Origin of the sequence: Actinosynnema sp. NPDC023794 (genome assembly GCF_040639675.1) — a bacterium.
Classification (GTDB): domain Bacteria; phylum Actinomycetota; class Actinomycetes; order Mycobacteriales; family Pseudonocardiaceae; genus Actinosynnema; species Actinosynnema luteola.
The window spans coordinates 71421-87321 of sequence record NZ_JBFAFR010000020.1; the positions used below are offsets into that span (position 1 = coordinate 71421).

At 63.3% G+C, this 15901-nt stretch carries 9 protein-coding genes; 5 read left to right on the forward strand and 4 right to left on the reverse strand.

Annotation, left to right across the window (positions count from 1 at the left end; genetic code table 11):
* Window positions 1-204: 204 nt before the first annotated feature.
* From AB0H12_RS31205 to AB0H12_RS31220, 4 genes are all read right to left on the reverse strand, one after another.
* Entirely contained in the window at window positions 205-1656 is a 1452-nt protein-coding gene (locus tag AB0H12_RS31205; protein ID WP_499627803.1) for a DNA phosphorothioation-associated putative methyltransferase, read from the reverse strand.
* A gap of 336 nt (window positions 1657-1992) precedes the next feature.
* Window positions 1993-2880, reverse strand: coding sequence for a phospholipase D family protein (locus tag AB0H12_RS31210; RefSeq protein ID WP_499627805.1), 888 nt, complete (start codon window positions 2878-2880; stop codon window positions 1993-1995).
* Window positions 2877-4754: an ATP-binding protein gene (locus AB0H12_RS31215; protein WP_499627807.1), complete on the reverse strand. Its 1878-nt coding sequence runs from the start codon at window positions 4752-4754 to the stop codon at window positions 2877-2879. The genes AB0H12_RS31210 and AB0H12_RS31215 overlap by 4 nt, the downstream gene beginning before the upstream one ends.
* Window positions 4751-6382, reverse strand: a complete 1632-nt coding sequence (locus tag AB0H12_RS31220) for a DEAD/DEAH box helicase (RefSeq protein ID WP_499627808.1) — start codon at window positions 6380-6382, stop codon at window positions 4751-4753. Before AB0H12_RS31220 ends, AB0H12_RS31215 begins: the two co-directional genes overlap by 4 nt.
* 578 nt (window positions 6383-6960) lie before the next feature.
* Between AB0H12_RS31220 and AB0H12_RS31225 the strand changes: the two genes are divergently transcribed.
* From AB0H12_RS31225 to AB0H12_RS31245, 5 genes are all read left to right on the forward strand, one after another.
* On the forward strand, window positions 6961-8115 hold the full coding sequence (locus AB0H12_RS31225; RefSeq protein WP_499627810.1) for a cysteine desulfurase family protein: 1155 nt from the start codon (window positions 6961-6963) through the stop codon (window positions 8113-8115).
* Between the two features lie 58 nt (window positions 8116-8173).
* Window positions 8174-9292, forward strand: a complete 1119-nt coding sequence (locus tag AB0H12_RS31230) for a DUF4007 family protein (RefSeq protein ID WP_499627812.1) — start codon at window positions 8174-8176, stop codon at window positions 9290-9292.
* Window positions 9289-12867, forward strand: a complete 3579-nt coding sequence (locus tag AB0H12_RS31235; RefSeq protein ID WP_499627814.1) for an ATP-binding protein — start codon at window positions 9289-9291, stop codon at window positions 12865-12867. The genes AB0H12_RS31230 and AB0H12_RS31235 overlap by 4 nt, the downstream gene beginning before the upstream one ends.
* Window positions 12864-13694 (forward strand): phosphoadenosine phosphosulfate reductase domain-containing protein, encoded by an 831-nt coding sequence (locus AB0H12_RS31240; protein ID WP_499627816.1) that lies wholly within the window; start codon window positions 12864-12866, stop codon window positions 13692-13694. The genes AB0H12_RS31235 and AB0H12_RS31240 overlap by 4 nt, the downstream gene beginning before the upstream one ends.
* A gap of 258 nt (window positions 13695-13952) precedes the next feature.
* Window positions 13953-14909, forward strand: a complete 957-nt coding sequence (locus AB0H12_RS31245; RefSeq protein WP_499627818.1) for a DUF4365 domain-containing protein — start codon at window positions 13953-13955, stop codon at window positions 14907-14909.
* Window positions 14910-15901: the final 992 nt, after the last annotated feature.

Here is a 15901-nt window from a genome sequence, read left to right on the forward strand (position 1 = left end):
GATACTCCGCAGCACTTGCTATACGGAAGTTCGCCGTTCGTCCATCCGTGTCAATCAACTCGGGTATTCGGTCGCGCACCAGCTTGTCTCCGGAGCGTTTAGTATTCGAGTTGCCCAAGTTCTCTTTCATGCGGTACCGCCCGTTAAGGTGTTAGAACCTTGATTCGATCAACATCTATTGTCGTTTAAGGTGGGTCGCGCACGTTACTGCTGCTTTTCGCGCATCAGCCTGTGTCCACCTAGTTGAACTCCTATCTGATCAAGCCGTGCCTGCCATCCTGCACGTGTTCCGATCGTCGCGGTGTCAGCCAGCAGACCCGCCCGCTCCTCCTGGAGCGTCAGCCGTGCAAATTTGCTACGGCCCGGGTAGTCGACTGGCACAAAGGTTTCCTTTCGATGTAAGATCGGAGGGTTTGATGATTCTGAAAAGTCAGTATATTTCACGTGCAGTCGGCGGAGATCTGCGCGAATCGAAGCCAGCAAGGCCGGGTGCGGATCTTCATCGAAAGTCGGGTACGCCAAATATGATACCTTTGGTCCCAGGCGGTTCAGCTTCACCAGCGTTGCGCTGTCTACCGCACCTGTGAGAGTTCGTCCGCATCCTTCGTACACTCGCAACACCGGACTGAGCCTGCTTAGTGCCGAGACGTGGACGTAAAGGGCTTCCGGTGTGACTTTGCCGAAGGATGCGGACATACATGCCGAGTTCAGGACACTCTGATCAGCTACTGAGAAGAGGAGTTTGTCAGCGGCATCGCAGGCAGCTTTGTATGTTCCGTACAGCGCTCTGACATCAAGCTGCATGTCATCGGAGAGGTCGCTGTACCTGACTCGACCACTAAATGCTGCGAGCGCCAGATACACACCGAGATCGTCCTGTGCCGTTTCACGGGCGTTCTTCCAGTCAGCCTCGTCGATCAGTCCACGCACGATCGCGAGGGCACGTTTCGTGCTGCCAAACGCTTCATAGATTTCAGCGTCATTGCTAACTTCCCACGGGTCGGGAAGCCGCCCGCGCTCCATCGTAAACCGAATAATGGAATCAAGAAGCGAGCGGTCTGCGTCGCGCAGGGTTTCACTGAGCTTGACTGTCTGGCCGGTAGACCGTCCATGGCGAACCCTGGATGCCAGAAACTGATGGCCTCGACTGTCGTCGCGGAAGACGTAGAAGATACCCGGAGCAGCCGCGATGGACCGTGCGCCGAGGTTCGTGTCGATCCATGATCGAAGCTCGTCCTGCTTGAAGAACTTTTGAAACGTGCCCTTGGTCGTGAGCACTCCGTCGCCGTGGCGGCGCCCTTTCACATGGCGGGCCTCCCAGTCAGGCCGGGCGGCGACGACGAGAAGCTGGCGGGCTAGGGACCAGGCCGATCGCAGCACGTCGACTCGTTCGAATGGGTCCTCGATAACGTTCACCACGTAGCCGAGATTGACAATGTCGGCCTCGCGGCGTGGCGAGGATGCCGCATGATCCGGATCCCATCCTGTGACGTCGTAGCCCAGTGCCGAGAGCCGCAGCACATCACCGCCGCGGCCGCAGCCGTAGTCGAAGACTGATAGGCCCGCGTGCAAGAGCCCGTCGGAGAGTGCGGCCGCCATCGGCTTGCTGAGACCGGTGCGCATCATCGCTGTCCGGCCGCGATCAACGATGGTCATGCGCCGCTACACCGTCCTACCCGTGACTCCGCACCGTTCATGGCGCGTTGTCTCGACGTCGGCGCGGCAGGCGGACGGCTTGAACGTTGTCACGGTTTGGGTTGATACCAGCATTTGCTGGGAAGTGCCACAGCGGCCCGTCGTCGAAGGCGGAGCAACGCCTGCACGGCCCCGCTACCTGTGCGCAGGTCAAGGCGGTGCCCTGGAGCGACCATCCTGACCGACCAGCAGCCACACGTATGGTCCGTCGACCATGCTGCCCGTGGATGTGGAGCAGCATGGTCGAGGACGTGTCGCCAACTTTTTACGGTATGGCGAACAGAATGCGCATGACGCTCAGCCCAGTTCGCGGCCGTGGCGAAGTTCCCACGATCCGACCTCGGTGTAGTAGGAGCCGAAGTGCTTGAGCCACGCGGCGATGATCTCTGTGATCCGGTGTGCTTGGCTTCCCGTGACGTCGGCTCGTTCTTCGATGGCTTGCCGCAGCTCGGTGTTACTGAGGGGCTGTCCGTTCCGAAGTTTTCGTAGCTCGGGGATCGCGTGCAACCGATCGTGCACTGCGGTGTTGAACTGAGCCTCGGATAGGCCAGCGGGAATGTTCATTAGCGCGAGGTCCTGGACTAGACCTGCCTCAACAGCTTCCGCGAAGCGCGATCGTCCACTGTAGAACATGAACAAAGCTTCCGGCCGCCGAGTCACCGGATACCAGGCCATGACCGGACGCGGCTCGGTCGCACCGTCCGCAGTGAGCAACTCGGCTTGCTGGCGAACAAGAGCGGCCATGTGAGCGGTGGCCGGAATCGAGGCCGCCTCGAGCTCACGCACAACCCGTTGCACCTCAGGGTGGGAGGCAGGTGCTTCGATTAGCAACTCGATGTTCGCGTCCGACGCACGCCCTGTCGCCTTGCCGGTCAGATTGGCCGAGCCGATCAGGCAGCGGTCGTCGGCGCGGTAGACCTTGGCATGTAGCGAAGGGCAGAGCGCGACATGCACACGTCCGTCCTCGCTCGCCAAGTCCAGGATCTCCGGATCGGAGACCCCGGCGGCCACCTCGGCGGGAGTCCAACGAGTCACGCAGTCGACTCGTTGCACCGACGGAGGGATCGCGGCCAGCACGGCCTCGAAAACGGCCTTCTTGATGAACGGTGCTACAAGCAGCGCTGCCGTCTCGGCCCTGCCTAGCAGTGTCTCGATCTGACGCCAGACGTGGTCTGGTTCGGTCACTCGGCACCCTCGCCGTCGATGAAGGTGCGGGCGTAACGGCCCCAGTCCCGGCGGGCGTCGGCGATCCTCTCCCGCTGTTTGTCGTTGGGGACCTCATCCTCCATGCGGGCCCAGGAGAACAGCAGCAGCTTGAAGGTTTCGGTCGCGCGGCGCAGGCGGTGCCGCAGCTCGTTCTCAGTCGCGTCCTCGGGGATTTCCTCAAGGACCGCAAGCAACTGGTCGTGCAAGGGATGGCTGTTGTTGAAGATCACCTGCAGCATGCCCGCCATGAGGTCGATGCTGAAGAAGGCGTAGGTGTCCTGGAAGCTGGAGATCCACCGTGCCCGCCACTTCTTCTCCAGGGCCTCGTCGACCAGGGACTGGGCGGTGTCCTGATCAAGGTGGTGCCGCTGGGTGAGCGCGGCCATCTGCTCCTGGCGCTTGTCCTGCTCGGTGGCAGCCTCGTCGAGCAGGTCTGTCTTGCCGGTGTGTCCTTCGTCCCGCCGGCGGTTAACCGCGTCCGTGGCCTTCGACGTGACGTCGTCTTCGTGTCGCTTCTTGGTCTTGCGGGTACCGATCGTCTGCTGCTTGAGTTCGCGCCGAATCGCCGGCAGCAGCTTGGTTTCCAGGTGCAGGGCGAGTTCGAACAGTCGCAGCCGCGGATCGCCGAGGTCGGCTAGCCGGTCCTTGAACGCCTTGAATGTCTCATCGGCCTCCGCTTCAGCTTGCCAGTCGAAGTGCGCGAGGGACGAGAAGATGGTGGCGGTCTGCTTGTTGTTCGTGACGCCGAAGACCTCGTCAAGGGCGGGCGGGAAGTCGACCTCGATGCCCCACCACCGTTCAACTGGGTCGTAGCCGATCGCCCAGGCCGAGTCGAGGTCGAGTTCGCGGCCCTGCCGCACCAGGGAGATCCCAACGTTGCGCTTGGCGTGTTTGCCCCACGGATGGTTACCCGCGTCCTTGTTCGGATTTGCGTCAGCGGGCCACGGATGATCCTGGACATTGGAACGTCGCGCCTCCGGCCGCGCGATGGAGGCTCGCACGGTGACCTTGTGCTCAACGCCGTCGACGACGATCGGGAAATCCATGACGCCCGGTGTCTGCGCGTCGCCGAGGTTGAAGGGTTTGAACATCGGAGCGTCGTCGAACGGTGCTGGGGTGGTGGTCGACTTCATCAGGTACAGGGGATCGTTCGGCTTGGCGTAGTACTCGTCGTTGGCGAGGACCTGGCCGTCCCGCACCGGGGCCATCCGGATATCTACCTTGCTGTCGTTGAGGAAGTGCCGGTAGACGCGGCCGATCAGATCCGAGGTGTTCTTCAACGTGGCGGCGGCGCCGTACCAGTTCACCCGATCGAGGTTCGACCACACGACGAGGGTGCCAGTGTCGGTGAGACCCTCGCTGAGGTTGCGCCACTCGTCGGGAACGCCTCCCGCAATGTGCTCGGGGACGGGGACGTCATCGCGCCCCTTGTCGATCTCGGCCAGATCAAGATAGGTATACAGGGCGTTGCCCGGCCCATTGGTCCAGGACCAGACTTCGACCTTCGTGCACTGCGACATACTGGAGTTCGGCAAACCCATACCGAATCGGCCGATCCGCTGCCGGTCGTCGCCGCGGCCATCGCCGTACTTCAGGGCACGGCGCAGCGTCTCGGCGTCCATCCCCTTGCCATTGTCGAGCACTCCGATCTTCTCAACCCGGTGGCTCGTGCGGGACGACACCAGCACGGGGTTCTCCCAGGCGAAGACTTCCACCAGCGTTGCCTCGGCGTCGATGCTGTTGTCGATCAGCTCGGCGAGCGCGTACGCGGTGTTCTTGTAGCCGCTGTCGCGCATCGCTTTGACCGTCAGCGCGGGGCTGACGATCCGGTAGTTGTTGTCATTGCCGGTCACGCGGGCTCCCATACGTCTTCCCAGTTGGTGAATGCCTCCGCCACGTCGCCGAACCCCGGCAGTTCGGGGTCCACGACGGTGACGATCTCGCACGTGGACGTTCCGCCGGCCTTGGGCCCGCGGATCACCCTCCCGACCATCTGGCTGTAGAGCACCAGTGACTTCGTCGGCCGGGCGATGACGGCGGCACTGGCGGCCGGGGCGTCGAACCCGGTCGTGAGCACACCGAAGTTGCATAGGATCATCGGACGGCGCCCGCCGCCCTTGAAGCGGGCGATGACCTGGTTGCGGTGCCGCGGGGAGGACTCTCCGGTGACGAATTCGGCGTCCAGACCGACAGCGGACAGCACCGCGGCGGTCAAACGACAGTGATCCACTGAGGCGGCGAACACTAGGATGCGGCGGTGCTCCCGTTCCAGCAGATCCATGATCGTCTGGACAACCTTGAGGTTCCACTGCTCATCATGGGCTAGCGCGTCCACGATGCTCGCCGGAATGTCAAATGAGCGCGCCAGCAGTGCGCGGTCGCTCGCTGATAGGTGCAGACCCGCGCCTGCGGCCACCGTTGTCATCGTGGGCTTGGCCAGGTATCCCTGATCGATAAGCGCGGTGACGGGGTTGCTGTAGCCCTCGATCTCCAGCATCACCTTCTGCCGCCAGAAAAAGTCTGACAACCGCTCGTCCTGCGCGATGTCGGCCCAAGTCCGTCCCGGCGTAGCGGTCAACCCCAGCAGACTGGCGTCCGGGCGGATGATAAGGGCATCTACGACACGCTGGAACGTGGGCGCAATGATCTGATGCGCTTCGTCGAACACCGTGAGACTGCTGCGCGAAGCGAGAGTGTGCAGGAACTCGGGACTGCTCTTCGCCGCCGACACGGCCTTCTCCAGCCCAAGGATCACAACCCCGTCCGCGACATCGTCGAGCGTCGTCGGCGCGTTGCCCCACATGCGCACCACGGACACCGGGCGGTTGCCAAGCTGCGACCAGGCGCGTTCGAACTCCGCCGCGGCCTGCTCCAACAGTTCCTGTCCATGAGCGAGCCACACAACGAGGGTGGGCTCGCGGTCGCGGAGGTGATCACAGATCAGGTTCATGCCGGTACGCGTTTTGCCGACCCCGGTCGGCAGGTGTAGCACGGCGCGGCGCGGCCCGTCGTAGATCAGCTCCTTGACCCGTGCGGCGGCGCGGCGCTGATGCGGGAACAGGCCGTAGAGCGGCTCAGTGTCCTGCCGGAACAGCGGTGTCCGCGTAGGCGCCCGGTCGATCGTGAAGCCCAGAAACTCCAGCAGCTCGCGTCGCTGTTCGATCGTCCATGTCAGATGATTGACTGCGTCCAGAACATTCGGGCCGGACGTGTCCGCGGCGAGCCGCTTCGCCAACTCGAGCTGCTTGTCGGCCGGCAGCAGAGCGAGCAGCTCCTTGCGTTCGGACTCGTTGGCTACGAGCTTTTCCGCGTCGATGGCCACCAGGGCGACCGCGCGCAGCCGTTCGTCCGATGCGGTGCCTCCCTCGACGAGGTCTAGCAGGGCACACAGGTCCTTGCCGAGCTGTTCGCGGACATAGGACATCGGAGCACGCTCAAGAACAGCACCGAAGGAGATGCCGGGCGACCAGCCTGCGGTCACGTGACCACCGCCATGGGGCGCGCGAGAACCGGGCACCGGTCAGGGGATACGTGGTTGTTCATCAAGCTGGCAGATCCCTACCTTCTCGAACAGCCGGTGGAGAGTCGCACCGATGAATGACTCATCGCTGACGGGTGCCATCACCGTTACAGTGCGCGACCACACTAGCCTCAGGCACTGACGATTTCGGTCAGTTCGCCTGTACGCGCTGGTCAGAGTGCTACTGGGGACCGTCGATCGTGCTACAGGCCGTAGAAGAGCCGAGAGTTGAGCACCTCAGTCCCTGCCCACGCTGGCGAACACGTGTTCGACTGACAGTGGAGCGGCCCCGGGGTGTCCCTCCGACGTGCGCCGAGCGCCGGGCGTGCACCCGGCTCACGAGCCGAAGTCGTACGGGGGGTGTCCCGTCACTCGTCATGCCACGAAGCTTGGGCAAATCGATCACGCCGATGTAGGGGCGACACGCTGCTCCTGGTGGAACCCCCGTGGCGGCTCATCGCTTCCACCAGGAGTACATTGGGCAGGGCTTAACGATCAGTACGAGATGGGGAGCGTGAGGTGCATTGGAGCAGTCGCCGGTGATCTACCTCGACTACAACGCGACGGCACCCACCCGTCCCGAAGCGCTCGCTGCCGTGGTCGACGCAATGCACTATGTGGGCAATGCCTCAAGCATGCACCTGCCTGGCCAAAGCGCTGCGCAACGCGTCGACAGCGCCCGTCGGCAGGTGGCCGAACTGCTGAACTGCTCACCCGGCGAGATCATCTTTACATCCGGCGCGACGGAAGCCAACAACCTGGCGCTTCGCGCGGCGCACTCTAGCGGACGCCGGCTGGTCACGACCAACGTCGAGCATCCGGCAGTGCTCGAAACGGCCCGCGACCTGACTGCAGATCAACCTGGCTCGCTGATCCTGCTTGAAGTTGACGCTGACGGGCTGGTGGATCTAGCCGCTCTGGAGAACACGCTGGGCCACGGCGATGTTGGGCTGGTGTCGCTCATGGCGGCGAACAACGAAACCGGTGTTCTCACCGACCTCGCGCCCGTGGTCACCGCAGCTCATGCTGTGGGAGCTCTTGTCCACACCGATGCGACACAGATGGTCGGTCGCCTGAGGATCGATCTCGACGACCTCGATGTCGACCTGCTGTCCTTGTCGGCGCATAAATTCGGCGGTCCTCAAGGGGTCGGAGCATTGTTCGTGCGCCGGACCGCGTCGATTCCGTTCCGGCCTCAACTCACCGGTGGTGGACAGGAACGAGGTTGGCGCGCTGGCACACTGAATGTGCCTGGCATCGCGGGGGTAGGAGCCGCTGCCGCCGCCGTGCACCGCAGCCTCGCCGAGGAAGCAGTCCGCATCGGCCGGTTGCGTGACTTACTCGAGCATGCCGTCATGGCATCCATCGACGGGTGCAAGGTGAACGGGTACCGAGTTGCTCGACTGCCGGGAGTCAGCAGCATTACCTTCCCCGGTGCTCCCGCAGATGCCGTGATGGCTGCGATGCCACACGTGGCGGTGTCCGACGGGAGTGCCTGCGCATCAGGAGCACCGAGCCCTAGCCATGTCCTGCTCGCCATGGGGATCAACCGACACGACGCCGACTGCACACTGCGCTTCTCGTTGGGCTACGCCACGACCGAGGACCACGTCATGCAGGCCGCGGAGGCGACCGCGCACGCCGTCAAGCTGGTCCGGGCCTCGATGGATGCCTGCACGCCAACTCCAGGCTGAGCTTGAACGAACACCACGACATACAACCATTCCGCATGGACACCGAGAGGTCCCCCGCATGGCAGACACCAGGCTCGCGGCAGCAGCACACTCCAGCTTCGCGCGCCACGAAACCTTCGCACCGCGCTTCGGCTGGTTGCACAAGGCGTACATGCGGGTGAAAGACAACCCTGGCACCTTTATCGCCGAGGACGCGCCGGTTGAGCTCGGCGTGGGCAAGAACATGGTCAATGCCATGCGCTACTGGTCCAAAGCGTTCAAGCTCACCCGCGAACACCTGAGCGAGGACGGCAAGACCAAGGCCCACATCGCCTCCCCGACCTGGGAAGCGCGCTGGCTGCTCGACGAAGACGGCGCCGATCCCTACCTCGAGGATCCGGGAAGCCTCTGGTTGCTGCACTGGTGGCTGGTATCGTCCCGGCCAGGCGCCAAGTGCTGGGCACCGACCTGGTACACCGCGTTCCACCTCGCACCATTCTCACGGTTCTCGGTCGCCGAGATGACCCAGGTCGTCATGCGCCACGTGAACTTCTCGTTCCCCGAAGGTCCTGTCGAGGCGTCCGTCACCAAGGACGTGGATTGCCTCACCAAGATGTACGCCCGCACCCCGGCCGAGCAGCTCGCAGCGCGGACCACCGATACGAAGACCGGGGCCAAGTCCAACTTCGAAGATCTGCTGGCCTGCCCGTTCCGCGAACTCGACCTTCTCACGCCCGTGGGTAGCCGCGGAAACCAGCAGTGGCAGTTCACCACCGGCACCCGTAACTCGCTTCCCGCGAGCGTGCTCGTCTACGCCTGTTTGGATTACGCGGCTCGCGATACCAGCAGCTCCGGATCTATCTCTCTGGCCCGGCTCGCTAACGAGCCGGGCGGACCAGGTAGGGCATTCCGCGTCAGGGAACCTGAAATTGCCGCGGCACTGGACAGGGTCGCCGCAGAGCGCGCGGACATCAGCCGAGTCGACGCGGTCGGCCAGCGCAGCATGTCCTTCACTGGCAACCCGTTCGTTCTGGCCTGGGATGTGCTCGACGAGCAGTACGGCTACGTCACCCGCCGTCCAGGCTTCCCGACCCGTCGGGAATGGGACCAGAAATACCCGATGCTCGCGAAGGTCGCGATGGCCGAGTCGCAGCAGCAGAAGCACCAGCCGCTTGCTCTCATCGAGGAGATCGCGTGACCGTCGCCGCCCCGTCGCCGCCCTCCAGGGACATCCGTACGGCCGTCCCGGAGTTTCCCGCCGGCATCGCGCTGGTCGGCTCCCAGATGCGCTCCACCAACCTTGAGCGCGACGTCCGCGATGCCCTGCAGTCGCCCTACATTGGTGCACGGGCCGTGGACGTGCTGGAGCGGATTACCAGCGCAATCGCCGACCTGCGACGCACCCGCGCCTGGTCGTTCACCGGTCCTTACGGCTCCGGCAAGTCAACCCTGTCCAACTTGATCGATGCCTTGCTCGGCCACGATGACTCGCGCCGCGACGAAGCGGAGTGCATTCTCGCTGGCACAAGTCCCGCCCTGGCGCAACGTCTCGCCGCAGCCCGTGCTGAGCGGACCAGCACGGGCTTCCTCGGAGCCGTGGCTACGGCGCGACGCGAACCGCTTGTCTCCACCCTGGCACGGGCGTTGGAGACCGCGGCCGCCAGGCGATGGGGCAAACGCGTCCCCAAGCCCATTGCGACGGCTCTCGCTAACTGCACCGATTCCGCGGTCACCGGAGCAAAGCAAATCATGGCCGCGATCACGGCCATGACTGCCGAGCAACCACTGCTGCTGATCATCGATGAGTTCGGCAAAACGCTCGAACACCTCGCCGGGCACAGCGAGTTCGCCAGTCCCGAGCACGACCTGTTCCTCCTTCAGGAACTCGCCGAGCACTGCGCCGGCCCTAACGGACTACCCGTATACTTGCTAACCCTGCAGCACTTGTCCTTTTTGGACTATGCGTCCCGGACAAGCGACCTAGAGACCCGCGAGTGGGCCAAGATCCAGGGACGATTCGAAGACATCACTTTCGTTCCGCACCACGGCGACTCCCTGCAACTGCTACGCCGACGGCTCGACCACTCTGCCGTCAATCCGGCTGGCGAAGCGCTGATCCAAATGTGTGCGGATGCTGCAGCCCGTGAATGGAAAGAACACGGCCTCAATATCCTCGCCGAGCTCGACAGCAAGGACTTCGCCGACCTCTATCCACTGCACCCACTGACCGCGATCGCCGCACCCATCCTCGCCGCTCAGATCGGCCAGCACGACCGCAGCCTGTCAGGCTTCCTCAGCAGCGGAGAGCCCAACACTGTCCGCGACGCCCTGACCGCCCACTCCCGGACCGACGCCGAACGCGCCAGCACCGTACGACTTCCACAGCTGTACGACTACTTCCTCAACGCCGGCCGCACCTCCCTGCTCGCATCCCCGAACGCGAGCCGCTGGATCGAGATCGACGCGCGCATCAGGGATGCCAATGGCCTTCCCGACCCTGACCAGGACTTGCTGAAAACCATTGGCGTGCTGAACCTGATCGACGCCGATGGCGCCCTCAGTGCCACCAGCGAAATGATCCATTTTGCTTTGCGTGATCCACATGATCTTGTCGACGCAGCCGCCTACGTCGCGCTGGAAGAACAGGTTTCCGATCTCGTTCGTCGCGGCTTCCTCGTCTACCGCGAATTCAGCGGCGAGTACCGCTTGTGGCAGGGCACCGACGTCGACATCGACGGGCGGCTCAAGGAGATCACCAGTCATCTCGACGAAGCGTCGGTGATTCAGCGATTGAGCGCCTATGTCCCCTCTTCAGTCGTCGCAGGTCGCCACAGCCAGGTGACCGGGATGCTGCGCGTGTTCGTTACCGCCGTCAGCGGACCGGAGACGAACCACATCGACGCGCCCGACGAGATGACCGGACCGGCCGACGGTCTCGTGGTCTTTCATCTCGGCACGCCGACGAAGCGACCCGTCTTGGACTCGACATTGCCCGTCGTATTCGGTACAACCCTCAACCCTGACATCGTGCTCAGCGCGGCCACGCATCTCGTCGCGCTCAAAGAGCTCCAGGAGCAGGCGCTCGATCACGTAGCACTCAGGGAAGTCACGGATCGTGCCATCCAGGCCGAAGCCACATTCCGAGAGATCTTCCAAGCAGCGTTCTACCCACCGGCGACTGAAGCCACCTGGAGTACGTGGCATGCAGGCCTGTCTGCCGACCGGGATCCCGACACCGCGCAGTTGACGGCGCGCAGCCTGAGCGGCCTCGTGTCACGGGTATGCGACGAGGTCTACTCGCAGACGCCACATATCCGCAACGAGATGCTTGGCCGGCATGCGCTTACCAGCCAGGCCGCCCGAGCACGCAGCGATCTTCTCGACGCGATGTTGACTTCCTCGGGCAAGCAGGACCTTGGCTTCCCCACCGACAAGTATGGTCCTGAGCGTGCCATGTATCGCGGCGTGCTGGCCTATCTCGGTCTGCACCGGCAGAACGGCGCAGTTCAGGCGGAACAGACCAGCGACAGCCTTTTTCCGTACGGCTTCTCGGCACCAGGCGACAAGGATTCTGAGAGGTACGCCAAGCCGGCGTGGGAGGCGCTGCAGCGGGCCCTCACCGAGGCAACCGAACGTACCTCGCTCGATCACGTTGTTCGCGTCGTGATGAGCCCGCCGTTCGGTGTGAAGGCCGGTGTCTGGCCCCTGCTCGTCGTTACCGCGCTGTTGATCAGGAGGCACGATGTAGCGCTGTTCGAGGAAGGGACGTATCTTCCCCGCCTGACCCAAGACATTGTCGAACGTCTGGAGAAGGTACCGAGCCGCTTCCAGGTCAAGTACACGCCGGTCAGCTCCGGGCAGCGCGCCAGTGTTGTCAAGAAGCTCCTGGTATCACTCAAGGTTGAGCCCGCCCGATCGCAGGCGTTGCGCAACCCCGACATGCTGTCGGTCACCCGTGCGCTGCTGGAACGCGTTATGGTTCTCAATAAGTACGCACGACAGACCAAGCAGGTCTCGTCCGACGCACTCGCCGTGCGTAAGGCGTTGGTTGGCTCCCAAGATCCGGACGACTTGCTCTTCAATGCCCTGCCCAAGGCACTCGGTCTTGGGCCAATCGGTCCGGCTGCCCGAGCGGACGCTGCGGCCGTTGATGAGTACGTCACCAGGCTGACTGCGGCTGTCGACGAAATTGCTGCCATCGACAGCAAGCTCCGCGCCAAGGTTGTTGAGACTCTGGCACACGAGTTCCGTCTTCCCAGCGAATTGCACGAACTGCGCTCCACTCTCGCCGCACGCCTCCGCGGCTTCGCCGACGTCGCGCTGAGTGCGGAGCTGAAAGGCTTCGTCGACTTCGCACTCAGTGACAGTTTGTCCGACGAAGACTGGCTTGACCCGATCGTTGTCCGCCTGACCAATAATGCTCTTGGTGACTGGGATGATCGTGAAGCCGCGATGTTCCCCCGCCGGGCACGCGAGATGGCAGCAGCACTGGACCGAGTCGGTCACCTGCACCGCACGACCGATGCAAGCGCTCAGGAAGAAAACCTGGAGGCGCAGCTGTTGACCTTGACGGATAAGGCAGGTGTCGAGCACCGCACACTGATCTACATGCCCACGCGCAGCCGCGCAAAGGCAGAGAACCTCGCCGCAGACGCCTTGAAGAGGGCCGAGAAGGCACTCGGGCCCGACGGCGCGCGGATCTTGCTCGCCGCACTCGCGCAGCGAGTGGCCGAGGCGACGACCGTCGCACCAGAGACGAAGGAGCAGTCATGACAGGCGCGAACAGCTCGAAGGTGCGGCACGTACTAGGTATCTCGGGAGGGAAGGACTCCTCAGCTCTGGCCATCTACATGCGAGACAGGGTGCCGGAGATGGAGTACTTCTTCTGCGACACCGGTGCCGAGCTCCCAGAAACCTACGAGTACCTCAATCGCCTCGAGGCAGCACTCGGAAAGTCGATCGCTCGCCTCAACGCATCCCGCGACTTCGACCATTGGATGGAGGTCTACCAGGGAACGCTGCCCAGTCCGCAGATGCGCTGGTGCACAAAGAACCTCAAGATCAAGCCATTGGAAGAGTGGGTTGGCGACGACGAGGTCATCTCCTACGTAGCGATCCGCGCCGACGAGAACCGGCTCGGCTACGTCAGCACCAAGCCCAACATCGAAGCGGTCTTCCCTTTCCGCGAGGACGGCATCGACAAGGACGGCGTAATGCGCATCCTCGACGAAGCCGGCATCGGCCTCCCTGGCTACTACGAGTGGCGGACTCGCTCCGGCTGCTACTTCTGCTTCTTCCAGCGCAAGCACGAATGGGTAGGACTCAAGGAACGACACCCCGAACTGTTCGAAAAGGCGGTCGCCTACGAGGAGAAGGTCCGATACCGCCACACCGCTATGGAGGGACGCAACTACACCTGGTCTCAGGGAGAATCCCTGCACGAACTCATCGACCGCAAGAACGAGATCGAGGCGAAGCACACGGCGGCCTTGGAGCGTGCATCCAAGCGGATCAAGCCCAATCGGCCACTCCTCGAAGTGCTGTCCGACGCACTCGATACCGACGACGATGAGGCTGGTTGTTCGGTGTGTCATCTCTGAGTGAAATGGTGCCCTGAGGCATCACTGGTCACCTGTACTGACTGGACTGGAGACCAGTGACGCCTTAAGTTTGTATACTTTGGTGACCCGGTATGTGAATCCCAGCGATTAGATCGGACTGAGCGCCGACAACAGTACCAATCAGCAGTGGTTGTTGGCGGGCGACACCTTGTTCTCGCGGCGAGCGTTCGGGTCTGCTGCACGGATTGGTGACATCTGAGATGGCTTGCCGTGATGGCGAGCTGGGAGGATGTCGGGATGCGACGCAAGCCTTCCGCCAGGGTCGCCAGCGAGGGAGTGACCCATACCCAGCTGGCCATCCAGGACGAGCTGGGTTGGTTGTTCCGCGAGCAGCCGACCGAGGACTACGGGATTGACGCGCATGCCGAGGTTGTCGACGGCGAGAACGTGCGCGGGCGCCTACTGGCCCTGCAGATCAAGGGAGGGATGAGCTGGTTCCGGGAGACTGGGCCAAGGGGCTGGTGGTTCCGGCCGGATGCTGAGCATGTGGCCTACTGGCTCAACCACTCCCTGCCGGTGGCCGTGGTGCTGTACCACCCGGAGACCAAGCGCTGCCACTGGCAGCTGGTGAACCGCCAGACGCTCCAGGCAACGTCAACGGGCGGTTGGAAGCTGCTGGTGCCGGAAGCCCAGGTACTGGATGCAAGCGCGGCGGACAGGCTGCGCGAGGCCGCCGAGGGCGACCCATACGTTCTGCGTATCCGCCATCTGCAGCTGGCAAAGCCGTGGATGAAGCTGGCGGCCAATGGCAAGCGGCTGGTGGTGGATATTGAGGAGTGGATCAACAAGACGTCCGGACGCGGCTCCATCTCGCTGGGCGTGGACAACGAGGACGGCGAGAAGCCTGAGGAGCTGGCCAGTTGGGGCGTGTTTCTCGGCTTGGCGAGCTACGCCGAGGTGGTGCCGCGGCTGTTCGCGTGGGCGGACGTGCACGTGCACGAGGAAACCTACGAGGACGCGGAGTACGACCAGTACGAGGCTGAGTGCGTCATCTACGACAACGAGGGTGACCGCTTCGTCACCGAGGACTTCGACGAGTGGCGCAGCGGCAGGTTGGCACAGGGCCTGCGGCCCTACGCCAATGGCGCTGGTGAGGTGGACTTCTGGCGGCTGGAACTGACGCTCAACGAGCTGGGCAAGGCGTTCCTGGTGGTGGACAGGTTCGGGATGGACGGCGGGAGGTTGTTGACGTAGGGCTGGTTGCCGACGACCGAGTCGTTCGCGCCATCACGTTGATCATCGACACGGTCGTCGCGCACACCTCAAACTTCGAGTTCGGCAACGTCCTAGACCTGTCCTGCGACTGGGCGCCCCGGACGTCTACCGGGGCAGCGCTGGGACTCATGCCCCAACGCCCCGTTGGGGACGGGTCGGAGCCCTGCCCCCAACGGGTGCTACTCGGGCGCGGACAGCCCGAAACTTGACTCCACCACCAGGCTGCCTGCGTGAAACCGCTGGTCAGCGCTGTTCCCATCCTTTGGTACTCCCGCCCGAGGTCCCGCCCTCCGCAGAACGATCTCGCGCAGGTTGGTGGCCTCCTGGGGATTTGAACCTGCGCAGCCCTTCGACATGCTGAACCCCGGCCATTCGGTGGCGGCGTGGACGTCACCTACGGGGCAGTCACCGCAGTGCCTTCGACGTGACAGTCGAACGGGCCGATGTGCGCTGCTTCAGCGCCGTGCCATTGCCACCGCAGCGATCGTGGGCCTGTGATCCGCAGTCTGTGTCCAACCGCGTCGGTTCAGGTCGCCAGGCGGCCGTATCAGCAGGTCAGGACCCGCCGAGGACTCTCGACGCACCTTGAAAGCGGTTCACACCAACAGGTGTTGCTTGACGTCGATTCGGCAGATTCACCCGTTGGGACGACCCCATTTGGCGTCGGTCAAAGATCTGGAGCGACCCGCTCCTGATTTCGCTCCTGAACACCATTCATCAAGATCGCAACATTACCGTTTCGTGACCAATTCAAGACCGACACCATCGCACGAAGAACCCGCTGACCTGGGCCCTTATCCAGATCGAGCGGGCTTCTTCAGACCGTCGGGACTACAGGATTTGAACCTGCGACCCCTTGACCTCAAGTTATGGCGTAGTACCAGGTTGACAAGAGGCTCGTGCCTGCCCAGGCAGCCTTCCTGTGTCACCCGTCCGGTGGAACCCGCGAAGGACCTTGGTCGGCACGCGTC

What these genes read in the sequence shown, in the direction of transcription:
- AB0H12_RS31205 (WP_499627803.1), bottom strand. Translation starts at nt 1,656, where the DNA reads ATGACCATCGTTGATCGCGGCCGGACAGCGATGATGCGCACCGGTCTC.
- AB0H12_RS31230 (WP_499627812.1), top strand. Translation starts at nt 8,174, where the DNA reads ATGGCAGACACCAGGCTCGCGGCAGCAGCACACTCCAGCTTCGCGCGC.
- AB0H12_RS31240 (WP_499627816.1), top strand. Translation starts at nt 12,864, where the DNA reads ATGACAGGCGCGAACAGCTCGAAGGTGCGGCACGTACTAGGTATCTCG.
- AB0H12_RS31245 (WP_499627818.1), top strand. Translation starts at nt 13,953, where the DNA reads ATGCGACGCAAGCCTTCCGCCAGGGTCGCCAGCGAGGGAGTGACCCAT.